Source organism: Sphingobacterium sp. HMA12 (assembly GCF_002933815.1).
Taxonomy (GTDB): Bacteria; Bacteroidota; Bacteroidia; order Sphingobacteriales; family Sphingobacteriaceae; genus Sphingobacterium.
The window spans coordinates 2,581,522-2,607,071 of the sequence record NZ_BEYR01000001.1; the positions used below are offsets into that span (position 1 = coordinate 2,581,522).

Below are 25,550 nucleotides of genomic sequence, written 5' to 3' on the forward strand. Positions count from 1 at the left end.
CCTATTCATTTTAAAACGTTCTACCCATACCTCTTGATGCAGGCCACACCTCCTTAAAACCATATTGCGCATAGAGCTGGAAAGCAGGACCATCTGCGATCAAACTGACATAGCAGCTATCTGGCAGGTTCGAATTCATGTATTCATCAAGTTTCTGCATAATCAGTTTTCCAAGCCCTTTTTTCTGATGCTCGGGGAGCACACAGATGTCAACGACCTGGCAATGGCAAGCACCATCGCCAACGATCCTACCCATACCTACTATTTCATTATCATTGTCCCCATCCAAAATAGCCACACAGCATAAGGAATTTTCCATTCCTAGACGTGCAGCTTCGTTCGTTTTTGGCGATAACCCGGACTGTTGTCTTAAAAATTGATAGCGTTTATAATCTATCTTCTGATATACGGCTTGATAGTGCATAGTAAAATGATGAGTTTATTATTTATGAAATTATTCATAATAATACATTTTTCAAAACCCATTGATTATACACTAACGAAAAATACATAAATAATTATTAGCAAATATGAATTTCAGTCATGGATCAATGGGCTATATATCCATAAATCACTTCAATTGACTGGTTTTCGTTGCATCTTCACCACCGGAAAATCACTTCAGATGTGCGAATGCCCCTAAAAATATCTTTATTCAACGGATAATCGCAAATATTTAATTTTCAATGCATAATAAATATTTTAATTCATTACCTTTATAGCATTGAAACAAAACTCAACACCAGCCATGTTTATCGGCGCTGTCAAATGGTTCGACAATAACAAAGGATTTGGTACCCTTGCGTTACCTTCCGGAGAAGAACTCTTTGTGCATATACGCAGGTTTAAAATTCCTCCAGAGCATATTATTCAGCCTGCTGAGGTCATAGTCGGAGACAAGAAGCCTGATCCCAAGCGGAGTGGTTACTTAGCCCACAACTGTAAAATCCTCAAGAGACCTGAAGATTGGAAATTCGTCATTTCCCTCTTTGAAAAGGATCATACTGTACTCATCCCCGATAACCACGGCCACGAGCAAAAACACAACCTCACCTCATTAGCAGCAAGACAATTACTACGAACCCAGGGCAAAGAAAACGTGGTTTCTATGTTGACCTCCCATTTTGATGTCCGTTTCAACAGCTCTATTTTCTTGGCTTATGCTGAATTGCTTGACAAAAGTATCTCAGGTATTTTTGAAAAAGAAATAGCATCTGAACTTCTCACTCAGATTTTCACATACTTTGGGAACCACGTTTCACATCAGATTTTATTCAGGGTATGGAAAGAAAGAATGTTCAGGTATATTGGCTATCCAGCCGATGGCGACTATGAGATTCCCGAAGAGGTGCTTAATCTGAATGCAACAGAGATAAATTACGATGATTTAACAAGAATCAGAGCCTATAGTTTTGGCAAATCTTTCTGTAATGATTTTGTAGAAGCATTGTTTGACGATTTGGAAACAATGGACAAGCAAGATATCGAGCCCTTGATCCCCTATATTGATTTCCTTGAAAATGAAGATTCCATTGAAAAAATCAATCTGATCATGCAGTAAAACAAGGCGGAATGGGGTTGCTAGCATTATTATCCACATTATTAATCAGATTCTTACCGAGCCATTATTATGTGATTGACTCTTTCCGTAACGATGATGATTTTTTAGCTGTACTGCTCCTGATGGGTTCATTCGTGTTTTTAGCACTCACGGTCATAAGCATCCTTCTTGGTTTACTCTTTGTTGCAACAATTATCTTGCTTATTAGCGCCGGCATTATTTCAACATCGGTTATCGTCGGATTACAACAGCGGTCCATAACCAAAGGATTCAAAACCCTATTCCTTTCTTCAGCCGTTGTGGGCAGCAGCATAGTTTCCGTTATATTTTGTATTTTCCTTAATGCCGTATATGATTGGTATAGCAATAACATGGCTATTCTGATCGGCATTGGCCTGGGCATTGTGTTGGGTATAGGATTGGGGTTGCTTGCCTTCAAAGCCATGACTGGACTTGTCAGGTTTTTGACGAATAAATACCGAAAATAATATCCATCTTCGTCAATCCTTCCTATTCCACATATTTAAACCGAAGAGCGGTCAGACTCGCCTTATCAGCATTACCCTCAATCAACGAAACACTAATTTTATACCGTCCTGCCTTACTGAATTTCATCCAGCCCCAAGGATACCAATTATACACATGTGCAGATTCCTGTTGGTTCTGTACCAGTTCTCCTGCCGAATTTTCAATACGCCACACCATCCGTCCTTCGCCCGCATAATTCATGTCTATCTGATAGTAGCCCGGCTTTTCAATAGCTATTTCATAGGAGAACCGGCTTTTTTCTGTCCATTTATTGACCTGAACGACATGTTTCCATTCACCAAATTTCTCCATCCAGGATTTCCCTTCTTTCGTACAGTTCACCACCTCCCCAAAATCAACAGGAATAACGGTTTCAAGCGCAGGATCAACACCCAGCATTTTTTCGACCTGAGGCGCACCGTTTACCTTAATCTGGATAACGGAAACCATCTTATCGGGTGCGATTTTGGGAATGTCAATTTTAAGCCAATCCTTTTCAAGCTTATAATTCAATTTTTCCTGACTGTCCGTCCCCAGGAGTCTGATAGACTGTATCCCTTTTGTCAACCCCGGAACGTATAAGGTTCCATCGGCAGGCCAATTATAGACCAGTAAGGAAATTCGGTCCCCCTGTACCGTGGCGTCCCCCCAAGGTAGCGCATGCTTCCAGGGCGATGCCTGGGCGCCGTATACGGTCTCTGGATAGCGCTTGATCCAGGTACCTGCATTGCGGAGGGCTAAATCTGCCTGATCCGGAATAGAACCATCCGGTTTCGGTCCTACGTTCAACATATACGTCCCTCCGCGTGCAACTGTTGATAGTGTGCGTTGCAATATCTCCCGGCTACTCTTCCAGTTGTTATCATACCAAGCATAACCCCAAGAATCATTGGTCACGTCAACAGTTTCCCAGAGCCCTTGCACATTCTCCCTGGGCACCTCCATATCTCCCAACGTAGAATAATCCCCCAGCCCATGCCCTACCCTCCCGGAAACATACGCCCCCGGTTGATTCTTATGCACCAGTTCAACGAGCTTCTGTGCATATTTTTTATCCATTCCGCCCGGCGTATCAAACCATACCAGTTCTATTGGACCATAGCCTGTTGTAATTTGCTGTACCTCAGGATAGCATTTCTCCCAAAAGTAATCGTCAAAAGATTTCACTTTCCCCTGTGCATCCACCTTGGGTCCACCGTTTCCACCGGGATAAGTCCAGTCCTGATTTTGAGAATAATAAAAACCAAAACCGATCCCACCTTCCTTACAAGCTTTAGCCAATTCGGTCATCGGATCGCGTTTAAAATCTGTCGCATCGACGATATTGAACGGGTTAACTTTCGAATGAAACATCGAAAACCCATCATGGTGTTTACTGGTAATAACGATATAACGCATTCCAGCATCTTTTGCCAGCTGCACAATAGCCTTGGCATCAAATTGATCCGGATGAAAAGAAGACGCTGCCAACATATATTCCGCAGGCGGAATATTCGCCATGCTCTTGTTCATAAGCCATTCTCCGATTCCATAATAGGTTTTTCCCTGCCATTTATTTGCTAATTGGGAATAAATACCCCAATGAATAAATAGGGCATATTTCCCCTCGCGAAACAGCTTTCCCCTATTTTGTGAAATAGCACTTTTCCCGCCAGCACCATCCCACATCTCTTCCATTCGTTGCCCAAGAGTATGATGTGGACAAAGTGTATTGATTGCTATCCCAAAAACGATCGTTTTAAAATTCATCGATAATAACTTTTGATACATCAGATACAATATTATACCTTAGGCATACTATACCCATTTTGATAACTTTTAGCCAGATAGCGATCTGCATCTTTATCATTGAAGGTGCGTTTATTTTTATCCCAATACAGCTTCTTTTTGCTTCGATAAGCAATATTCCCCATCTGAGAGAAAATGGCAATATGGGCACCGGCCTCGATCGGCGCATGCAGTCCTTCACTGGATTTATTGCGAACAGCTTCTATAAAATTGACCATATGCTTATCCAGTCCATTATCTTTTGAAGGTTGAAAAGCAACAGCCTCCATACGACCTTTTTCGGGGATAACCTCCCAGCCTTCACGATTGACCACCAATGTGCCATTATTTCCGATAAAGGCGACCCCATGTGTTTTTTGATAAGGCCCGAGATCTATTCCGGTTGCCTGTTCCCACTGGACATTGAATCCGTCAAACTCATAAACGGTGGTTAAACTATCCGGAGTTTCCGCGGCATCATCAGGATAAGCAAACTTACCTCCGGCAGCCATAACGGATACCGGATCAGAAACTTTCATCCCGATCAGCGCATAGTCCAGCATATGCACGCCCCAATCCGTCATCAGGCCCCCGGCATAATCCCAGTACCACCTAAAATTAAAATGAAAACGATTGGGATTGAAAGCCCGTTTTGGGGCAGGTCCGAGCCACTTGTCATAATGAACACCGGCAGGCACCGAAGCATCAGGCAGCACCGGAATGCTTTTCATCCATCCTTGATACGCCCAAGCTTTTACCAAACGGATCTTACCCAGTTTTCCACCATGTACAAAGGCCATAGCGTCCCTAAAATGCTGCTGGCTCCGTTGCCATTGTCCAACCTGGACCACACGTTTATATTTTTTTGCTGCAGCAACCATTAGCTCGCATTCCCGAATGGAATTTCCAATAGGTTTTTCAACATATACATCCTTGCCTGCTGCAACAGCATCTACCATCTGTAGGCAATGCCAATGATCTGGCGTGGCCACGATTACAACATCCACATCATTTGCTTTGAGCAGATCTTTATACTCGATATAGGTTCGGACCGTAATATTTCGTTTTTTTAACTCTTCAGCCCGATTGCGGAGTATATTTTCATCAACATCGCAAAGTGCTGTACATTGGACACCGGGAATTTTCAATATTGCATTTAGATTGGACCAGCCCATACCGTTTACACCAATCAGTCCAACACGGATAAGTTCAGATTGAAAACCGAAAACACGTGTATTGGCAAAGAGTGCTGAGGCTGTCAGGATTCCTGCATTGCGGATAAAATCTTTTCTTTTCATTGCTTAGTTTGGTTTATTTTGATTTGCTCTACTATCTTTTTTGTAAAGACGATTCATGCAGCACTTTCCCTAGAGGTAACTAATATAACATTTAATCAGGAGGATTAGGAAAAATAAAGAAATTCTCTTTCTATTGAAACGAGTTTTACGTTTTTAGGGAGCCTTCGGCATCTTCCAGGCGATGTGTTTTCCTGCTTTCATACCCGAAAAAATGCAACCGCCCAAAAATGTCCCTTCCAATGCCCTATACCCGTGCATGCCGCCACCGCCAAAACCAGCAACTTCACCGGCTGCATACAGTCCTTCGATAATTTGGTCGTCCACTGTCAGGACCTGTGCGTCAAGGTTTGTCTTAATCCCGCCCAACGTCTTACGTGTAAGCACATGTAAACGTACAGCAATCAATGGTCCATTCTTCGGATCCAATATCTTATGTAGAGACGAGACCCTTCCAAGCCGATCACCGAGATATTTTCGCGTACTACGGATATAATTGACTTGCGTGTCTTTAGAGAATTTGTTATCCAACTCGCGGTCTCTTGCCATGATCTGTGATTCAATAGATTCGTAATTTAACAGATCATCTCCCGACAGCAGGTTCATTTTTCGGACCAATTCCGATAATGTGTCCGAAACGATAAAATCTACCCCATTCTCCTTAAACGCTTCAACCGGTGCGGGGGCTTTTTTACCGAAAATCCGTTTGAGGAAGAGTTTATAATCCCTATTGGTGATATCTGGATTTTGTTCGGAGCCAGAAAGCGCAAATTCTTTTTTTATGATTTTTTGTGTCAAAATAAACCAGGAATACGAATAGCCACTATCTTGTATATGCTTTAGTGTACCCAAGGTATCAAACCCCGGTAAAAATGGCGCCGGAAGTCTATTTCCTTTCGCATCAAACCAAAGTGAGGAAGGACCGGGTAAAATACGTATACCATGATTGGGCCAAATCGGATTCCAGTTCTGGATGCCTTCGGTATAATGCCACATGCGATCTTTATTGATCGTATGGGCACCAATTTCTTCGGCGACAGCAATCATCTTTCCATCTACATATGCCGGAACTCCAGAAATCATCGCGGATGGAGCTTTACCCAGCCGTTCAGGCCAGTTCTTTCGTACCAGTTCGTGATTGGCGCCAAGCCCGCCCGAAGCAATGACAACGTGCGGGGCATGATAGTCGAATGTGTCAATGATATTTCTATTGGTCGCAACTCCCCTTTCTTGATCATCATCTTCTAAAATATCACCAAATACTCCTTTTACAGCACCATTTTCTGTAATCAACCCGGTAACACGATGCCTAAATTTAAATTGCAAGAGTCCATTTTTTTCTGCGGTATAGGCCTTTTCTATAAAAGGTTGAACGACTCCTGTTCCGGTTCCCCAACTTACGTGAAATCTAGGTACCGAGTTTCCGTGACCAGAAGCACGGCCATCTCCACGCTCCGCCCAGCCTACCATAAACATGAATTTAATACCTAACTTGGTTACATACGCGTATTTCTCACCAGCAGCGAAGTTCAAATAGGCATCGGCCCATTGACGAGGCCAGTAATCTGCTGCCCGATCAAAACCTGCGGTACCGAACCAATCTTGCTGCGCCAACTCCAAAGAATCTTTGATCCCCATACGACGTTGTTGTGGTGAGTTGATAAAAAATAAGCCGCCAAAAGACCAGAATGCCTGTCCCCCGAGATTTCTTTTGGTCTCTTGATCCAATAGAAGTACCTTCTTTCCTGCGTTGGTAATTTCCATTGCTGCAGTTAATCCTGCTAGGCCAGTCCCGATAATGATTGCATCAGGTTTAAATTCTTCTTCTATCCGCATACTATAAATATCAATGGGTTCTATATTCTTTACGGTTCTTGTGCGTAAGTTCACTTTTGGTTCCCTTAAATTTACCTGTTTCTCTTCTGAAGTACAAAGAGAAATAAAATTCAATCTGTGAACAAGGAGCGCAAACTATCATTAAAATTATACACAAATGCAATTTAAGTTATTTTAATGATAGAAAATACTGTTCTACCTTTGCAGCATCAATCATTCAAATCAGTGTATTGAGCAAGTTGCTCCTTTTTATTTTGATGAAAATATGTGGAGGGCAAACAAAAAATTAAAATAATAAAAAATGGAATACAGGAAATTAGGAAAAACAGATTTAGAATTATCGGCAATCACGTATGGTGCTTTCGCCATAGGAGGAAATATGTGGGGTGGTAATGAAAAAAAAGACTCTATCGAGTCTGTTAAGGCTTCCATCGATCATGGGGTTACCACGATAGATACAGCTCCTTTCTACGGTTTTGGTTTAAGTGAGCAGATGATAGGCGAAGCGATAAAGGGTTACGATAGATCCAAACTTCAGTTGCTAACCAAATTTGGTTTAGTATGGGACGGAAGTAATCAAGGCAAAGGTGAATTCTTCTTCGATGCCGAGGAAAAGGGCAAAACTATCCCGGTCTACAAGTATGCTGCCAAAGCTAGCGTTATCAAAGAAGTCGAAGACAGTCTAAAACGTCTGCAAACCGACTATATAGACCTATTGCAAATCCATTGGCCTGACAGTACCACACCCATTTCTGAAACAATGGAGGCCTTAGATTTGCTTTTGCAACAAGGAAAAATTCGTGCAGCTGGAGTGAGCAACTATAGTGTCAAACAAGTTTCAGAAGCTCAGGATTCAATACAAATCGCAAGTAATCAAGTAGGTTACAGCATGTTGAACCGCAGCATTGAACAAGAACTTATACCGTACGCTCAACAACATCATTTAGGCATTATTGTTTATAGCCCCATGGAACGCGGTTTGCTTACAGGCAAATATTTTAATGAAGGTAAATTGAAAGAAAATGATCACCGTAACGGCTACTTTCAGCAATTTGACCTCAATAACGTAAAAACTTTCTTAGACACCATCAGCCCAATGGCAGCTGATAAAGGCGTTACGCTCTCTCAATTGGTACTACGCTGGACGAGCTTGCAACCTGCTATAACCGTTGTATTAGCTGGAGCGCGAAACGCAGACCAGGCTATTGCTAATGCCGGAGCGACAGCAATTGACCTTACAATAGATGAACTATCATTTATCAATACTGCCTTGTCTAAGATTTAAAATTTAAGCACAAAAAAATGACTCTTATGACAGTACTCCTTTTCAGGATTGTCCTGTTATAAGAGTTGAAATCTATCGCTAGTCTACTACTAGCCGCTTATTTTATCTCAGCAAAACAATCAATAATTTTCATTAAAGTCAAAGCCTCCTCCATAGGTGCAGGATTTGGACCATTCCCCTCAAAAAAAGCGACTGTACTAGCGATCATTGGATATTGTATATGCTCAGGATGCTCAAATACAAGTTCATGCTCTTCACTATCAGATTGAACTGTTATGGAATTGCCAAATATGGAGAAGCTGATCCTCCCCCGGCTACCTATGATCTCACAGCGATCTACATGATCTTCTTGCCTGACATTGAAACACCAGCTTCCATTAAAAACAACCTGATTCTCAAATAATATAGTTCCAGTTGTGTGATCAGCGACAGTACTGGCTGCATCCTGAATCTGGCTAAATCCTCCAAAGGAAATCGGTAAGCCAAAAAAATACAACATCAGATCCAATTGATGTGGTGCAAGATCAAAAAAATATCCACCTCCGGAAATTGTTGGGTCTGTACGCCAGTCTGCTGCTCCCTTGGTCACTAATTCCGGTAACCGACTCTGCCATAACCGGAGCTGCACCGTCCGAATTGCTCCTATCTGCCCAGCCTCTAACAACTCTTTTACTTTGAGAAATAAGGGTAACTGCCTGCGATAATGCGCCACCACTAACTTGCCATTAGTCTTCCTGACAACCTCCAAAAGTAGCCTCGCTTCCTCTGCATTCAATGTAACCGGTTTCTCAACATAGACATTTTTTCCGGCTTCCAAGGCCTTCAATGCATAGTCAAAATGCGAGGATGGTGGAGTAGCGATATAGATAGCATTCAATGCCGGATTGTCCAATAAGTCCTCGACCGTCGAATACCAATGCGGGACTTGATGTCTATGGGCATAATCGGCAGCTTTAGCAGCGTCTCTCCGCATTACCGCCAACAAGCTGCTATCTTTAACTTTATTAAATGCGGGTCCGCTTTTTTTCTCTGTAACATCGCCGCACCCGATGATTCCCCATCTTACCTTTGCGTCTTCCATTTTATTTTTTTTATCTATTCCTCCAACAAACTTTTTTATTCCGGTTTCTCGCGCCCGATAAACCGATTTTTACCAAGTAAAAATCCGATTGCCTTTTCAATATTTTTTCGTCGGCTTTCATCTGTCTTTAAGAAAGAAATGTAACGGATAATCTCTTTTCTTTTGGATGGTGCCAAGCGGTCAAAGACAGCTTTTGCCACGTCATTTTCCGTCAATGCCTGCTCAAGTTCGGGATGTGGCACTAAACTTCGTTCAGTGGGATCAAAAACAACAGACACTTCCAATAGTTCACCGATCCGCTTAGGAGAGTTTGCCAACATCTGGGTATTGATATACAATCGCCACTCGCCCTTATAACGTAATAGGGTCTGTTTGTAATCTTTACCATTTACTTTTCCACTAATAGGGATATGGCCCTTATCCACTCTAGCTTCGGCGAAGAGATTATGTAAAATTTCATCGGGCACAAAAACAAAAGGGTTGATTCCTATTATCTCCAATTTGGCTTTAAAGGCAAACATATATATCGACATTTATTGTTTATCCAAAAATTAAGTCGACGATAGAATCGCTTCTATCTGCTGAAGCTCTTCCTGACTAAAACTTAAATTTTCGAGCGACTTTAAAGAATCAGTCAATTGCGCACTGTTTCTCGCTCCGACCAAAACCGAAGTCAGGCGTTGATCCTTCAATAACCAGGCAATTGCCATTTGTGCGAGTGATTGTCCACGTTGCGCAGCAAGGCCATTCAAAGCAGACAGTTTTGTAATAAGCTCGGATGTAACAGCAGTACTCTTTAAAAAATGCTCTTTTGAGGCCCGAGAATCTGTTGGAATACTACCCTGTAAGTATTTATTGGTCAGTAAGCCCTGGGCCAAAGGTGAGAAAGCGATAATCCCGATCCCCTCTTCATCCAGTATGTTCAACAGCCCTTCTTCGGGGTTACGCACCAACATGGAATACTTTGGTTGATGGATCAAACAGGGGCAATTCAGATCGCGTAATATCGCTGCCGCTTCCGTTACCAAATCCGCAGGATAGTTCGATAAACCTACATAAAGGGCCTTTCCCTGTCGTACAATATCACTTAACGCGCACATGGTTTCTTCCAATGGCGTATTGGGATCGGGCCTGTGATGATAAAAAATATCAATATAGTCTAACTTTAGACGCTTTAAGCTCTGATGCAGGCTTGCCATAACATATTTACGGCTCCCCCAATCGCCATAAGGTCCTTCCCACATCGTATACCCCGCTTTGGTGGATACCAAGAGCTCATCCCGGTATCCTACAAAATCTGTCGTCACTATCGTTCCAAAATTTTGCTCCGCACTGCCCGGAGGCGGTCCGTAATTATTCGCAAGATCAAAATGGGTGATACCATTGTCAAAAGCCGTATGTAGGGTCTGCCTAAACACTTCTTTCTGATCGATATCACCAAAATTTTGCCATAGCCCAAGGGAAATAGCCGGAAGCTGGATACCACTCTTCCCACATCGCCTGTATGGCATTTTATTATATCGGTTTGGATTGAATGTCACGCTGTCAAGTTTATGTATGCAAAATACAAAACTATTTTGAAGAGTCTAAGCAATTATACCTGGCAATGCGCTTGAAATATTTCGATATACAACAATTGAACTAAAATTTATACCATTCCACACAACAGATCTATGCTGGTATCACAAATATTTTTATATTTTTGATTATCGTCCAATAATAACACAGCGTTAAGTAAGAATATCCCATGATCAGTAGATTCTTTAGAAAATTCTATTTACATATTGTGATATGGGTCATTTTGCTCTTACTACCTTTTATTACCTATCTCTATCAGCCTGACAAAATCGCTGATTTTAAAATCTATTCGGCACTATCGCATCTTGCTAATATCATCTTTTTGGCGAGCAATTTTTATCTACATTGTTACCTTGTCGCACCGAGGTATTTCTTTGGCCGCCGAAAGGTTTTTATCCTATTTATCGCACTGGGCTTTATAGCCTACGTCCTGCTCAATTATGCAATCGTCTATTTCAACCCCAATGGAGAATTAGCTCATTTTAAAAAGGAGAATATACTTTTTGTTCGCCTTGTTGTCGGTCCGGGAATTATCTATTCGCTTTGCATGATCACCTCGTCCATGATCTTTCTTTATAATGAACAGGCAAGACAAAAGGAACTTAACAAACAAATCGCATTAGAAAAGACAACCGCAGAACTGACTATTTTGAAACTCCAGATCAGTCCACATTTTTTATTCAACACGCTCAACAATATTCGTTGGCTGATCCGCAAACAATCCCCTGATTCTGAAGGTACAATAGTCAAGCTATCCGAAATGCTTCGTTATATACTTTATGAAGTTGATGGACCAAAGGTCGAACTTTTCAAAGAAATTGATCATATGCGCAATTTCATTGCTTTACAGACATTACGGCTCCCCATTCCGGGAGAAGTTGACCTGAAAATCGAAAGCCCCCTCAAGAACAGAATGATCCCACCTTTATTGTTTATTCATTTTGTAGAAAATGCATTCAAATATGGCGTGGACAGTAAAAATATTCCCGACATACAATTTCAATTCATAGATATTCCAGGTGGACTCGTATTTAAATCTGCTAACAAAATATTGCAATATACCGAGCATCGGCCAAATGAAGGCATCGGGTTAACAAATGTGAAACGAAGACTACAATTGCTTTATCCCAATCGCCATGATCTATCCATCAAAAGAACGGTAGATGGATACTTTGAAGTTGCACTCAGATTAATGACAGATGAAGATTAAATGTATACTAATTGATGATGAACCATTCGCGCTTAATCTGCTCGAGGATGACTTATTGAGTTTTGACCAAATTGAAATTCTACAGAAATTCCATTCCCCTGTCGATGTTGCCGAATACCTAAAAAATCAGGCGGTGGACCTCATTTTTCTGGACATCCAAATGCCCGAGCAATTAGGAACGCAGTTTGTCCGGAACCTCGAAGATCCACCTCTAATTATATTTACCACAGCTTATCATCAATATGCTGTTGAGGGATTTGAATTAAATGCCATAGACTATCTTTTGAAACCTATTTCAAAAGAACGGCTCACGGTCGCGATTCGAAAGGTAGAGGATATCATGACACTACGCAACAAACAGGTTGTCGAAAAAGAACATATTGTCGTTCATGTGGAATATAAAAAAACAAAGATTTATCTCAACGAAATCAGCTACATCGAAGGTTTAAAAGATTACGTAAAAATCTATTTGGTTGACCGGCAGACCCCGCTGCTAACCCGAAGTAATTTACGTGGTATGGAGAAGCTATTACCAGCAAGCGATTTCCTACGCATACACAATTCTTTTATTGTTAACAAAGCTAGAATCGAACATTGCACAGTGGCAAAACTTACATTACCTGAAATCGCTTTACCTATTGGCAAAAAGTATGTCAAAAATATGGCCCAGTTCCATATGAAGGCGGCATCGAATCAAGATAACATCATCCGATAACAGCCATTCGTCTACACATTCGGTTCGTCGGTCTACAGATGATTGCATCGTATAGAAATCATTTTCAAATTTGCTTGGGTCAATTTGTTCAACACCGGCTATTGATCCGTATAGCAAAGAAAAAATGAAAAAAATTATAGCAGCATTCCTATTGGCAACCGCTGTTGCCTCATTACATGCCCAAACGGCTCCAAGTGGTCGTCCAAGTGGTTTTTCCGTCACTGAAGGCAAACTCTCCGGTCAACTGACCGACCTTCAGGGCAAGCCTATCGCACAGGCTTCTGTCAATCTGCTGCGAGTGATCCATGATCAGTCTACGGGCAAAGAGCGGGAGATCTTGTTCAAAAGCACGAGCTCACTCGAAAATGGGAAATTTAATTTCACCGCTCTCTCCACTAAAGATAAATGGAAATTAAAAATAAGCTCAGTAGGTTATACCGCTAAAGACCTTACTGTCGAATATGGATCCGATGACAAAGTATTGAATAAAGACCTCGGTACGATCACCTTGGAGAACGACAATCGAAAGCTAGAAGAGGTCACCGTTACCGGTCGTAAAGCATTATTGGAAATGGATATCGACAAAAAAGTATACAATGTAGAAAAGAATATTGTAGCAGCGGGCGGTACCGCTATTGATGTCATGCGCAATATGCCTTCTGTGCAAGTCGACATTGATGGGAATGTCAAACTCCGGAATGCGGCACCGACTATCTTTGTAGATGGCAAACCGACAACACTAACACCAGACCAAATACCTGCTGACGTGATTGAAAAGATCGAAATCATCACCAATCCTTCTGCCAAATACGATGCTTCGGGGAGTATGGCCGGAATTTTAAATATTATCCTGAAAAAGAATAAAAAAACAGGTTACAACGGTATGCTTACCCTTGGGGCAGATCGTTTCGGTGGAACCAATTTTATGGGAAGTCTCAATTTACGTCAGAACAAATTCAATATATCCCTCACGGGAATGAATATGCGTATGCGGACAAATACCGAAGGCGATAGCTATCGGAAAAGTACAATTGATGGGGTTAATTCTACCGTTGAACAAGATATCGAGGGTAAAACAAAGGGAATGATCACCTTTGGGAGGCTCGGATTAGATTATGACCTTAGTCCCCGCACGACGGTATCTGTTGCTGGAATCTTTGTCGAAGGCAAATTTCGCCCAAATGAAAATACAATGATAACAACGGAATCGCAAGGCAATAGCAATAGAATTTCCGAATCCGAACGTAGTTTCAAACCAAGGGGTTTACAGGCAGGCCTAGTTCAGAAATTCAAAACTGAAGGTGAAGAATTGACTGCGGACTTCAATTATTTCGGTGGAACAAACAAATCTAATGGCACTTACACGACCAATTATTTAGATAACAGGGAAATCATTGGTTCACAGATCCAAAAGAACGTTGGATCTGGCGACAACAAATTCATGACCGTACAGGCAGATTATGTCAAACCATTCAAAAATGGGATGAAACTTGAGACGGGGGTTCGCGCGCAGATTAACAAACTCAAAAATCTGAATAGCAACACCCTCAAAGCCCGCGGTGAAGATGAGTATAAAGATATCAGCGCTGCGTCAGCCAATTACGACAACAAAAATACGGTCTATGCAGCGTATGCTTCACTTGGTGGCAACCTCAAGGATTGGGTATCCTATAAAGTCGGTATGCGTGTAGAAAATTCCACCTATGACGGTGAACTAATCAACACGAACCAAAAGTTCCACAATAAATACCCTCTTAGTCTCTTTCCTTCCCTATTCCTGAGCAAGAAACTGACAGAGAAAGATCAGCTACAGATGAGTGTCACCCGTCGTGTCAATCGTCCTAACTTCTTTCAGTTAATTCCATTTGTTGACTATACCGACAGCTTAAATATCACCCGTGGTAACCCTGACCTCGTTCCGGAGTTTACAACTTCTGGCGAATTGTCTTATAGCCGGACACACGGTAAAGGCACCTTCCTGGCTTCGGTTTATTACAAATATACCACTAACCTGATCACCCGTTACCTGACTCAGGAACTCAATCCCATTACCGATAAAATGGATTTCATCAACACCTATATTAATGCAAATTCAAGCAAAAACTATGGAGCGGAGTTTACCTACACCAATAATTTAAAAAAATGGTGGGACCTGACAGCAGATCTCAATTTCTACAATTCAAAAATTGAAATAGATGACAATACACCATCGGAAGGTATGTGGACAGTATTTGGAAAATTAAATAATACATTCAACCTGAAAAAGAACTGGAACCTTCAGCTCGCTTTTGAATATCAAGGGAAAACAAATATGCCAGTCACACAAAATCAGACCTTTGGTCCTCCGATGAATCAGGCCCAAAGTTCCTCTCAGGGATACATCAAACCGTTTTATGGAATTGATTTTGCCATCAAGAAAAGTTTCTTGAAAAATCAGGCCGCTTCCGTGACATTGGCGGTAAACGATATCTTTAGAACCCGTGGAAATACCATAATCTCTTCGGGTGATGGTTTCTACCAGGATTATTATCGTCTCTCCAACCCGCAGCTTGTCAAATTGAACCTATCCTATCGTTTTGGCAAAATGGACATGAATATGTTCAAGAAAAATAAAAACCAAAATTCGATGGAAGGGATACAGATGCAATAGATACGCATATTTAGATTGATCTATTATAGCAGAAAGAGACCAAGTGGATGGTCTCTTTCTGCTATAATTCTTTTTATATTATCTCTATTTATTAAACCACCTGACTCGGAATATTGTATTTCTCTATAATCGGAACAATTTCCAATAAATCATCAATAATATAATCCGGATTGGCTGATTTTAGCTGATCAGCGTGATGAGCCCCTGTCGTAATGCCAATACTTAAAGCACAACCAGCATTCTGACCTTCCTGAATATCAATAATTGAATCCCCTATTTTCACAACAGCGGTGGGATCTGTAATTGAAAAATTTGCTCTTGCAAGATCAATCATATCTGGATAAGGTCTATTTTTAGGTACATCGGATGCTGTAATTAATGCATCAATATCCCGTCCGACAATCCAGTCAAGCTTCTTCAGAAGAGATTCTGCTGTTTTTCGGTCATACCCTGTATTCAACACGCAAAGTATATTCATGTCCTTCAGAACTGCAAAAAGTTCATTGGCGTTTGAATTCGGATAAATGTCTTCCACCTCATAAGCTTTCTCAAGTGCTTGTAAAAATGATTGGAATATCTTCTCGGCCAGTTGCTCGTCTTCCACGTTCACACATTTTTTTAATACGGTCTTAATGGCCTGTAATTTTTCTTTCCCCGCTCCATGCTCCAATACCTCCATCAGTGTAAGTTCATAACCACCGATATCATTAATCGCATGGCAAAGTGTCTTATAAACTATATTATTCTCATTTACGGTAGTACCTGCCATGTCAAATACCACCATCTTGATCGCTTCTTTCATCTATTTAACTATTAAATGTTTAGCAAAAATAAAAAATTGTTAAATAAAACTAAACTTTTAAATGTTAACTTATTGCTATATTTAAGTTAAGAAGACATGAGTTAACATAGTGCAAAATAATAAGTCCAACAAATCAACAGTACCTGAAATGGGATGCGAAACCACAGGTATTCGGTACCTTTCCCGTCAAAAGTTGCCGTTTCATAATTTAGATGTCTTATACTGGCGAGTATATTTGTTGGTAGTATAAGGATAAAAAAGACAATCAACAGTATGCCCGTGAGACGGCTTAGTGAGGATATAAACAAACCGAAAGCGGCCATAACTTCCAACAATCCGGTCAAATAAATCACTTCTTTTTTCAAGGGAAAAAAATCAGGAAGCATCAGCATCATACCTTTTGTGTAGATCAGGTGTCCCAGTGAGGTGAACAATAAGGTTGCAGCTAAAGCGAGTTTCCCAGCCAGATGATAATCCATACAACCTTTGTATTGTCGAATGAACAAGTTGCCAATGACAAAGACAATAAGTAAAACAAAAAGTGGTTTCATAATCTTTTTTTTTCAAAGTTATAGGTCTTTCTGTTCCTCATCAATGAACAATTGTTAAGAAATTTCCTTTCGGATCCTACTCAGGGACTGGGGTCTGATTCCGATATATGATGCGAGGTATTTTAAGGGTATATTTTTAATCAGCTCAGGCTGTTCTCGCATCAAATTGAGATACCGCGTCTTGGCTGAATCTTCAAGAAGGGTGAACTCGCGTTTCATTTTCTTCAAAAATATATCTTCTATTGCCTTCCGGCCGATGAAATTCCCTACCTGTGTCGTTTTATACACGGTATTCAAATCAGTATAAGATATTCGCCACAAGACACAATCTGTAATTGCTTCAAGGTTATAGGACGATGGTGTCTGGGTAAGAAATGAATCATAGGCGCTTACAAAAGAGTTTTCAAATGCAAAACCAAATGTAAAATCATACTCTAATTTTGGAATATTGAAACGAATAATACCGCTCTCAATAAAAGACAGGTATCGTTCCGTTTTACCCATTTCCAGAATCAGTGATCTTTTGGGAAAAACTACTTTGGTAAGCATCGAAGAAAAAATATCCCAGTCCTTCGTCTCCATCGTAATGAGCGAATTGAAATACGCTTTGATTTTATCCATGCTATCCATACTTCAAAACAAGATAAGAACTTCTGGTCAAACAAGAAAAAACGTAAATTTATTAATTATTTAAGCACTTAATTTCATGGATAAATATTAATTTAATCACTATAAACTTTCATTATGACTTCTATACCAGACTACAGTATCAAAATATGGTCCCCATCAAAGAAATTCATCTTCCGATTTTCATTTATTTTCATTTTTTCATTCCTATTTGTATTCAATAATGGCGCCTTTCCAATTTTCGGGTACATCAGCAAACCGCTAACCGACTTTATGCATTGGCTTACTCCCTGGTTTGCGAAAACCATTTTACGATATCAGTACGATTACACGGTTTTTATTAATGGTAGTGGGGACACTTCCTATGGCTGGATATCGTTACTTCTCCTTATCATAATTGCTTCGGCAGGTACAGTTATGTGGTCTCTATTTGATTCAAGGCGACCAAACTATGAAAATTTATATTATTGGCTGACCACAGCTATACGTTACTATATTGCACTCATGTTGATAAACTATGGCGTAATCAAGGTAATGCATTTGCAGATGCGACCACCCTCGTTGACGCAGCTCATGCAGCCCTTGGGCGAATACTCTCCGATGGGATTGGCCTGGACATTTATTGGTTTTTCTAAAGGCTATAATATCCTTATTGGCATAGCCGAAATATTATCGGGACTGCTTCTATTCAGAAAAACGGTTGTATTGGGAGCTTTGGTAACTATTGTTACCAGCATCAACATCATGTCCATCAATTATTTTTACGATGTCCCTGTCAAGATGATTTCGACCGCACTATTTTTACTTTCCCTGTTTTTGTTGCTTCCTTTCGCTCAGACACTGTTTTCCATATTTATAAAAGGACGACCAGCACAGTTGACCACGATTCAACCACCGCGATTCAATACAGCTTGGAAGAGAAAGGGACTTGCCGTCATCAAAATATTAATACTTATCATCTTTGGAGTACAACAGGTAATTGGGATTTTTAAAACCGTGGAGCTGATGAATACCTATTTTAGAAAATCACCACTCTACGGGATCTACCATTTTGAAAAAAACAATGAGGATATAAAAACTATTCCCAAAGAATGGCGACAGATCACTTTTCAGCATGACAACGATCATGTCTTTGTGCGTGATATAGACTACAATCCGCAGACCTTACCCATCCTAATTGATGTCCAACAACAAAAACTCACATTGAATAGTTATCAATACGATTATGAAATCGATCAAAATGGAAATATCTTATTGGCGAAAACGGTTGAAAACCGTCTGGAGAAAATTAAACTTATCAAACAGGATCCCCAACAATTGGAATTAAAAAAACATTCTTTTCATTGGATACAGGAATATCCAAACAGCCGATAGTGCAAACATAACTTGCGGGGATATCAATTACATCTTGTCTTTCCCGGACAACGGAGCCATTTTAGCGCATTGGACCATACCATTGTTTATCAACTTCGTATTGACAGACTAAATTTCGAAAAGATTTGCTTCGCGCTGCGATTTAGTCAGTACCTATACAGAAAATACCCTGTGCAAAATCTTACAAAATCGGAGTTTACCTCCTGTTTTATTTAAATTTCTGCAACTTGTTGAAATCCATTTCAACAAAGAACGTGCTGTTACATTCTACACAAAAAAATTAAATGTTACCTCAAGTCATCTCGCTACACTGACACGAGAGCACACGGAGATATCACCAGCAAAAGTTATCAGAGAACGCATACTTGTCGAATCCATGCGTCTTTTGAGCCTTGTTCCCATCTCGGTCAAAGCCGCAATGGTTGAACTTGGTTTTGGGGATCAGGTTGCCTTCACTCATTTCTTTAAGAAATTGACTGGTATTCCACCAGGTAAGTTTCACAGAACACGATCACATTTTATTAAAGGAGGCTGTTTCATCGGTCTACTTAAAACTATCAACACCAAGAATCGTGTTTTGAAGGGTTAATTGTTCCGCGAAATTAAATCAGCCTATTTTTTCTTTAATGTTATATTATCCAAGTATACCATGTCCTTGCCTGTATTCGTAAATGTGATGCGTACAATTTTTTTATTTGGCTTGATTTCCTGACCGGTTACAAAACTAATTTCTTGCTTTTTGCCTTTTTTTTCTAAATCCTGCACTTGTTGTGTCACAGTTGACAGGTCTCCGGTAACAACAGCCACATTAGCTACCTCTACCTTTATATTTTCACCTTTACCCCAATATGTAAGGTTAAATAACTGTTCTGGATCCAGATAAACATATTGCTCGATTTTTTGCCCTGATGCGAGCACTACAGCCTTGCTCCCCTTTTCGCCCTTACCATCTTCGATCGTGGCCTCACCTTCCCAAGGCGCAAGTCCAGCTTTACTTTCAAAATCAGGATTAGGTAGTTCATTCCCCGCCTTTAAAGGCCAGTTGTATGCACGAATGTAATCGACCTCCATATTGACTCCACCTTCAGATCCGTAAGCGCCAAGGAATACATTCATAAAGTGATTAGGTGAGAAAATCTGGTTTTTATTCGTGTATTCTTTGATCAGATCTCCATTGATGTAATGCTTAATACTCGTCGGCGTCCATAACACACCGTGGGTCAGCCACTGTCCTACGTGTTCATAACCTTCTGCAATATGCGTGGCAAGATTACGTTGAAATACACCTTTTGAATCAACATGTCCATGAATCACAAATTGAGCCGTGATATACTCAAAAACATCGATTTCGAAAAGCTGTCCCTTTGGACGGATCCCCTTTATTCCATCCACTTCAGAACCTGCCTGCAGGTAATAACGAATATCCGGTCCGGGTGAATCAAACCAGAAAGCCGTATTTGTTCCTTTTGGATTCCCTTGACGATTACGTCTTACCTTAACTTCAAAATACCCGCCCTTACTGTTGTCCAATAGATTTTCATTGGACTTCCAATCGTAGGTTTGGATAGATGAAATTTTCTGGTTTCCCCCTTCAGTAAAGATCCGTTTGGGAATTGTATCATTGACATACAGATTGATCGCCGATCCATTTAAGGTATAAGCAGGTTGTGGCAATCGATCTTGCAACATTTCATCCCTGGATTTCGCATTCAGATAGTTCAGGGACGAAAAGTAATTTGTCGTCCATTTATTGCGATTAAGTAATTGATCATTAAACTCATCCTGCCAATAGACTTCCATGCCAAGTGGAACGGCTCTTGAACTTGGATTTTTTTGCACTTCATCCAGTTCAGTATCATCCAACTCCCATTCCTTGCTTGTATATACCTTTCCATTTGCCAGCGATTTACCCCCGGCAGACTCTAACCAGATATAATAGGTCGTTTCGGGATCTACCTGTTGAATATAATAACGTCTGGCCCCATCAGCCCATATGGCGTTGGCAGTTTGCGGTTTTTTATTTGTTTTCGCCCAGAAGACTTTTGTCCCAGACATGTCCGACTGGTTATCCTTCATGTCCACACGGATCCAGCTCCGGGTTCCCAAAAGTCGCAATGCTGCGTTTGACTTTGCCGTTTGAGCCGATAGCGCTAGTGCTGACAATATTTGAATGCTGGCAAGGAATATATATTTTTTCACAATTTTCTGATTTTATAAACGAACAATGCCAATCTCCTTACAGGCAGATTATAGCCCTACGATAATAATGAGAATTATCAACATTGGCAACTCTGATCAAAACGCAACCGTTTGTTCAATTTAGCCGCCTGGACAAATATGGTGGTCTAACGCGATTAACCCGTCCGCGCGGCAGATAAAACAGTTAAATTATGTATATTGCTTTAAGAATTTGATACAGCAGTCAAATACAATTGATATAGGTTTGTTTTTAATACAGTGTGGATACAGCAAGTGATTTTAACCGGCCAATAGCTCTTGCCCAACATTGGGTCGACGCCTGGAACCAACACCGTTTTTCTGACCAGAGCTGGTCATGTCACAATTCGTATGTGATTTAAACAAATTCAGTTTAAGATTGCAAGAAAAAAGCGACAACCCCTCGCTAGTGGATTCAATTATTGTTTTCCTCGCGGACAAGAAAATCATAGGAATACCAAAATTTCAAAAGTGAAAAATTGTCAAGGCTCCGGAGTGAATAGCTTATGGGAAAATCAAATGAATTACTTTGCTTTTCAAACTCTTTTTTAAATTCCGTTACCAGTTTTGCTATTCCTTGTAGACCATTTTCACGTTTGATAAAGCTTTCTTTTTTGCCTCCGCGTAAATAGATCAACAGATCTGAGGCGTTAAGGACCGTTTGTTCCTTTTCAGTCAATGGTTGACCGCTCAGTAATTTATCGAGTGCGTTTTTGAAATCAATTCGCGGAAAATCACTTTCCCCCATCATAATCACATGAGTACCGTAATTCACAACATTCGTATAATAGGGATTAAAACCAGCCTGCAGTAGTTGAGCGACATCTTTACTTGGAAAGGCAGACGAAAACTCATTGAATTGCGCCATTAAAGAAAATGCGATATTTTCACTACGCATCAAACAGCTATATGCTCGTTTAATGGTAGTTGAATCATGGTGTTCCACAAGCTTTAGGACACTGTCTACGTCAGGACTATTATTGAGGTGATAACGAATTGACTCATAATCAAAGAAATCTGTCACAGAAAACCCCGACATAGCAAGCTCTGAACTTTTATTTTTTCGGGCATATGAACGAACACCTTCAAACGTTGGTACGATCTTGGCACTGGAAATAACAGGAGTGGTTGGTACTATTGTGATTTTGAATGGCTTATAATGACTGCGCAAGGAAGTTAATCCAACGGTAGGCATGGTATCTTTCAGTCCCCACACCGTTCCCAAATAAAAATTTTTGTCCACGGTCTGATCCACATAGAGCTGGTTTACCGAAAAACCAACAGAACGACTAATAAACTGAAATTTTTTAGCTAATGTACTACCATCGATCTCCACAGAATCGGGATCAACATCCTCCTTGTCACAACCGGACAATAAAAACAAACCGAGCAACAGTACAAAAAGATATTTCATGATTCAAAAATTACTCGCTTTCCAAAAGTCAAAATATTTCCGTATTAACAGCGGCAAGGCTAAAGGCTTTTGGTTCTCTACCAAAGATATACAAAAATACTTTTCTAACCTATATAAAAATCAGAATAACAAATGGATAAGATAAAAAACTCCTTCACAAGCATAGGAACAGCATCTCGTGCAAGCATCAGCAGATAGAATTAATCATCAGAGTCGCAAATTTCTAAAAAACGAAAGCCGTTGGAACGGGGAATTCCGAACGGCTTTCTTCTAACCTAATGAAAAACAGCTATACCGTTACCGGTACGTGTTGATCTCCTATTCCAAATATATCAAGTCTATTTCTCCAGTATACCATCTATTTACAATCCGTCTTTTTTATTTACGATTCGTATCTACCGTATATCCGTAAATGATCGTTGATCTATAACAGCCACTAAGGATAAGTTGACCAATAACAGACTTATCAGCGACTTGCAGCTGTGATGCAAGTCAGATAAAAAATGAATTATTTTTTATTTTAAATCAGTCTAAATAACTAAAATAATTGTATGTTTGCGTCGACAAATAATTTAGACTAATTCAATATTAACAATGAAAAGATCTTTTCTGGGGCTTATCTTAAGTCTGGGATTGGTAGGAGCTATACATCTGGATGTTTCGGCTCAAAGTAAAGGGGTACATGGACGTGTAAAAACGAAAGACGGCGCACCAATTGAGTCGGCAACAGTAACCATTATGGGACTAGGGAAATCCACTTCGACCTCTTCTGATGGCAGTTTTCAATTTTCCAATCTTTCGGATGGAACATATACCATTCGGATCAAAAGTATCGGAAATACGATTGCAGAGCAGATAGTGACGGTTAAAGATGGTAAAGCTTCAGCAGTTAATATCGCGATGAATATTTCTGAGTCCCAGTTGGAGCAGGTTGAAGTACTTGGATACAATTCCCATAACAACCAAAAAGTTCATATTGGGAAAGCTGGTATTATTGATAAAGACTTACCGCAAAGTGTACAGATCATCAATGAACAGGTCATTGCCGACCAGCAGGTGAATCGGTTAAGTGATGCACTCAAAAATGCAAATGGTGTTGCCTTAGGTGCCAACCGAGGTGGAGTCAATGAAAATTTCTATGCGAGGGGTTATAGTTTAGGCGCGAACAATATCTTTAAGAATGGAATCAGAACAAACAATAGTGCATCTATTGAAGCCTCAACGTTGGAGTCCATAGAAATCTTAAAAGGTAGTGCAGCGCTATTATATGGTGGTGTAAGTGGCGGAGCAGTTATCAATATGGTCACTAAAAAACCTAAATTTAACTATGGTGGAGAGGTTAGCTTCCGAACAGGGAGTTATGATTTCTACAAGCCGACGGTTGATGTGTATGGACCATTATCCAAGACTGTAGCCTTTCGACTGATAGGAACTTATGAAAATGCAAAAAGTTTTCGTGATGTCGTCGAAAATAAACGGACATATGTAAATCCTTCATTACTCATAAAAGCTTCGGAAAAGACCGAGATCGAAATAAACGGCGATTATATGAAGGCGAACAATACGCCTGATTTTGGTATCGGCACTATTGATGGTAAAATTGATCAATCTATTGGAAGAAAGAGATTTCTCAATACAGTTTGGGCTTTTAATGACACCGAGCAGGCCAATTTCCAAACCGCGTTAAATCACAAGTTTAATGACAACTGGAAGCTAAATATTGCATTGGGTGCCCAATCGTACAATAGAGATTACTTCGGCGCAGAGCGCGTGCAGATTCAAGCAAATGGGGACTTAAACATTGCTTTGAATAAAACGAGGTCTAAAGAAATCACCATGAATCAGCAGGTAAATTTGACTGGTAAATTTTATACTGCCGGAATTAAACATACGATATTGGTCGGTGCTGATGCAGATCAATCCGATGTTAAGAACTTTGCTTTTAAAATTTCCGATAAAGGAAATGTAGTCGGTGTAGATGGAAAGACAAAAGTCTATGACCTCATAAACATCTATCAACCGGGAGGAGAACGTACGGATATCCCAGATGCATCCTTCAAGAATTCCACGAGAACAGATATTTACCGTTCAGGTGTATTTGTGCAAGATTTAATTGAACTATCGGAAAAATTCAAGGTTTTAGCAGGAGTAAGATACACGTATCAAAAAACTCCGGAATCCAGGATTATAGATAACCAAGGAAACCATACATTGACTGAAAATAAACCTGCTGGTCCAAAAATTGATAAAGCATGGTCTCCTAAATTTGGTCTTATTTACCAACCGATTTCTAGCTCAAGCATATTTGTGACTTACGCAAGCAACTTTGAGGCTAACTCCGGATACGATCGTGAGTATCGTTCATTAGGACCTTCCATCATCGATCAATATGAATTCGGTGTAAAAAATGAGTTTATGAATGGCCGTTTGACAGCGAATGCTTCCGTATATCGAATTAAAAACAATAGATTCGCTCAAGCGATTATTTCAGAAGATGGCACGATCAAGGATGCGCTGATGAAAGAATTTACCGGAGAAACAGCATCGGACGGTGTTGAACTGGATTTACGTGGACAGCTTGCAGAGGGATTAAATATTATTGCCGGTTATAGTTATAATTTTAGAAGATATACAAAGACTAGTGAGATGGGGAATGCCGAGGGAGAGAGACAGGTCGGGTCTACACCTCACACCGCAAATGGAACCATATTTTATACTTTGCAAAATGGCAGCCTGAAGGGACTCAAACTAGGATTCTCTTCCTTCTATACCGGAAGACGTAATGCCGGATGGAACAATACGAAAGCAAATATCCGAGATGGTGTAAATCGTCTGATTTCTGTCAGTCCATTTACAACTATTGACTTTTCCGCTGGATACACCTATAAAAATTGGAGTATTCTTGGAAAATTGTCCAATATTACCAATGCATTTAACTATTACATCCATGAAAACTATAGTGTGAATCCGATTCCACCGCGCAGTTTTATGGCAACGCTGTCGTATAAATTTGAAAAAAGATAAATGAGATTATTTTTTTCGATCTCGAAGAGGGCGCT

21 protein-coding genes are annotated in these 25,550 nt (G+C 40.4%); 9 read left to right on the forward strand and 12 right to left on the reverse strand.

Going from position 1 to position 25,550, the window contains the following annotated elements:
• Positions 1-10 precede the first annotated feature (10 nt).
• Positions 11-424: a GNAT family N-acetyltransferase gene (locus tag HMAT_RS11210; protein ID WP_104382779.1), complete on the reverse strand. Its 414-nt coding sequence runs from the start codon at positions 422-424 to the stop codon at positions 11-13.
• Positions 425-724: 300 nt separating this feature from the next.
• On the opposite strand from HMAT_RS11210, the gene HMAT_RS11215 reads away from it, so the two are divergent.
• Positions 725-1,561, forward strand: coding sequence for a cold-shock protein (locus HMAT_RS11215; protein WP_158655776.1), 837 nt, complete (start codon positions 725-727; stop codon positions 1,559-1,561).
• 11 nt (positions 1,562-1,572) lie between these two features.
• Positions 1,573-2,049, forward strand: coding sequence for a hypothetical protein (locus tag HMAT_RS11220; RefSeq protein WP_104382781.1), 477 nt, complete (start codon positions 1,573-1,575; stop codon positions 2,047-2,049).
• 22 nt (positions 2,050-2,071) lie between these two features.
• On the opposite strand, the gene HMAT_RS11225 is transcribed toward HMAT_RS11220, so the two are convergent.
• From HMAT_RS11225 to HMAT_RS11235, 3 genes are all read right to left on the reverse strand, one after another.
• Positions 2,072-3,838, reverse strand: coding sequence for an alpha-L-fucosidase (locus HMAT_RS11225; protein WP_199768598.1), 1,767 nt, complete (start codon positions 3,836-3,838; stop codon positions 2,072-2,074).
• A 32-nt stretch (positions 3,839-3,870) separates the two neighbouring features.
• Entirely contained in the window at positions 3,871-5,154 is a 1,284-nt protein-coding gene (locus tag HMAT_RS11230; protein WP_104382782.1) for a Gfo/Idh/MocA family protein, read from the reverse strand.
• 153 nt (positions 5,155-5,307) lie between these two features.
• Positions 5,308-7,041, reverse strand: coding sequence for an FAD-binding dehydrogenase (locus tag HMAT_RS11235; RefSeq protein WP_305852142.1), 1,734 nt, complete (start codon positions 7,039-7,041; stop codon positions 5,308-5,310).
• A 247-nt stretch (positions 7,042-7,288) separates the two neighbouring features.
• Here HMAT_RS11235 and HMAT_RS11240 point away from each other — a divergent pair, with 247 nt between their 5' ends.
• Positions 7,289-8,272 (forward strand): aldo/keto reductase, encoded by a 984-nt coding sequence (locus HMAT_RS11240; RefSeq protein ID WP_104382783.1) that lies wholly within the window; start codon positions 7,289-7,291, stop codon positions 8,270-8,272.
• A gap of 97 nt (positions 8,273-8,369) precedes the next feature.
• Here HMAT_RS11240 and HMAT_RS11245 read toward each other — a convergent pair whose 3' ends face one another.
• From HMAT_RS11245 to HMAT_RS11255, 3 genes are read right to left on the reverse strand one after another with little or no spacing between them, the layout of a single operon-like run.
• Entirely contained in the window at positions 8,370-9,353 is a 984-nt protein-coding gene (locus HMAT_RS11245; protein ID WP_104382784.1) for a Gfo/Idh/MocA family protein, read from the reverse strand.
• A gap of 35 nt (positions 9,354-9,388) precedes the next feature.
• Positions 9,389-9,874, reverse strand: coding sequence for a YdeI/OmpD-associated family protein (locus tag HMAT_RS11250; RefSeq protein WP_104382785.1), 486 nt, complete (start codon positions 9,872-9,874; stop codon positions 9,389-9,391).
• A 30-nt stretch (positions 9,875-9,904) separates the two neighbouring features.
• Positions 9,905-10,864, reverse strand: coding sequence for an aldo/keto reductase (locus HMAT_RS11255; RefSeq protein WP_104383399.1), 960 nt, complete (start codon positions 10,862-10,864; stop codon positions 9,905-9,907).
• Positions 10,865-11,100: 236 nt separating this feature from the next.
• Here HMAT_RS11255 and HMAT_RS11260 point away from each other — a divergent pair, with 236 nt between their 5' ends.
• From HMAT_RS11260 to HMAT_RS11270, 3 genes are all read left to right on the forward strand, one after another.
• Positions 11,101-12,141: a sensor histidine kinase gene (locus HMAT_RS11260; protein ID WP_104382786.1), complete on the forward strand. Its 1,041-nt coding sequence runs from the start codon at positions 11,101-11,103 to the stop codon at positions 12,139-12,141.
• A complete protein-coding gene (locus tag HMAT_RS11265; protein ID WP_104382787.1) occupies positions 12,131-12,856 on the forward strand; it encodes a LytTR family DNA-binding domain-containing protein in 726 nt (241 codons plus the stop codon). The genes HMAT_RS11260 and HMAT_RS11265 overlap by 11 nt, the downstream gene beginning before the upstream one ends.
• A 124-nt stretch (positions 12,857-12,980) precedes the next feature.
• Positions 12,981-15,506: an outer membrane beta-barrel family protein gene (locus HMAT_RS11270; RefSeq protein ID WP_104382788.1), complete on the forward strand. Its 2,526-nt coding sequence runs from the start codon at positions 12,981-12,983 to the stop codon at positions 15,504-15,506.
• Positions 15,507-15,597: 91 nt separating this feature from the next.
• Here HMAT_RS11270 and HMAT_RS11275 read toward each other — a convergent pair whose 3' ends face one another.
• The 3 genes from HMAT_RS11275 to HMAT_RS11285 form a co-directional block, all read right to left on the reverse strand.
• Positions 15,598-16,308, reverse strand: coding sequence for an HAD-IA family hydrolase (locus HMAT_RS11275; RefSeq protein ID WP_104382789.1), 711 nt, complete (start codon positions 16,306-16,308; stop codon positions 15,598-15,600).
• A 101-nt stretch (positions 16,309-16,409) separates the two neighbouring features.
• On the reverse strand, positions 16,410-16,859 hold the full coding sequence (locus tag HMAT_RS11280) for a hypothetical protein (RefSeq protein ID WP_104382790.1): 450 nt from the start codon (positions 16,857-16,859) through the stop codon (positions 16,410-16,412).
• A 54-nt stretch (positions 16,860-16,913) separates the two neighbouring features.
• Complete coding sequence (locus HMAT_RS11285; protein WP_104383400.1) at positions 16,914-17,480, reverse strand: Crp/Fnr family transcriptional regulator; 567 nt, start codon at positions 17,478-17,480, stop codon at positions 16,914-16,916.
• Between the two features lie 123 nt (positions 17,481-17,603).
• Here HMAT_RS11285 and HMAT_RS11290 point away from each other — a divergent pair, with 123 nt between their 5' ends.
• Together HMAT_RS11290 and HMAT_RS27755 are read left to right on the forward strand one after the other, a co-directional pair.
• Positions 17,604-18,860, forward strand: a complete 1,257-nt coding sequence (locus HMAT_RS11290) for a DoxX family protein (RefSeq protein ID WP_104382791.1) — start codon at positions 17,604-17,606, stop codon at positions 18,858-18,860.
• 331 nt (positions 18,861-19,191) lie between these two features.
• Complete coding sequence (locus HMAT_RS27755) at positions 19,192-19,449, forward strand: helix-turn-helix domain-containing protein (RefSeq protein WP_371412048.1); 258 nt, start codon at positions 19,192-19,194, stop codon at positions 19,447-19,449.
• Positions 19,450-19,472: 23 nt separating this feature from the next.
• Here the strand turns inward: HMAT_RS27755 and HMAT_RS11300 are convergent, their stop codons facing one another.
• Both HMAT_RS11300 and HMAT_RS11305 read right to left on the reverse strand, forming a co-directional pair.
• Positions 19,473-21,059: a glycoside hydrolase family 16 protein gene (locus HMAT_RS11300; RefSeq protein WP_199768599.1), complete on the reverse strand. Its 1,587-nt coding sequence runs from the start codon at positions 21,057-21,059 to the stop codon at positions 19,473-19,475.
• Between the two features lie 433 nt (positions 21,060-21,492).
• Positions 21,493-22,491 (reverse strand): hypothetical protein, encoded by a 999-nt coding sequence (locus tag HMAT_RS11305; protein ID WP_104382793.1) that lies wholly within the window; start codon positions 22,489-22,491, stop codon positions 21,493-21,495.
• Positions 22,492-23,085: 594 nt separating this feature from the next.
• Between HMAT_RS11305 and HMAT_RS11310 the strand changes: the two genes are divergently transcribed.
• Positions 23,086-25,515 carry a TonB-dependent receptor gene (locus HMAT_RS11310; RefSeq protein ID WP_233789195.1) on the forward strand — a complete coding sequence of 810 codons (2,430 nt, stop codon included), beginning with the start codon at positions 23,086-23,088 and terminating at the stop codon, positions 25,513-25,515.
• Positions 25,516-25,550: the final 35 nt, after the last annotated feature.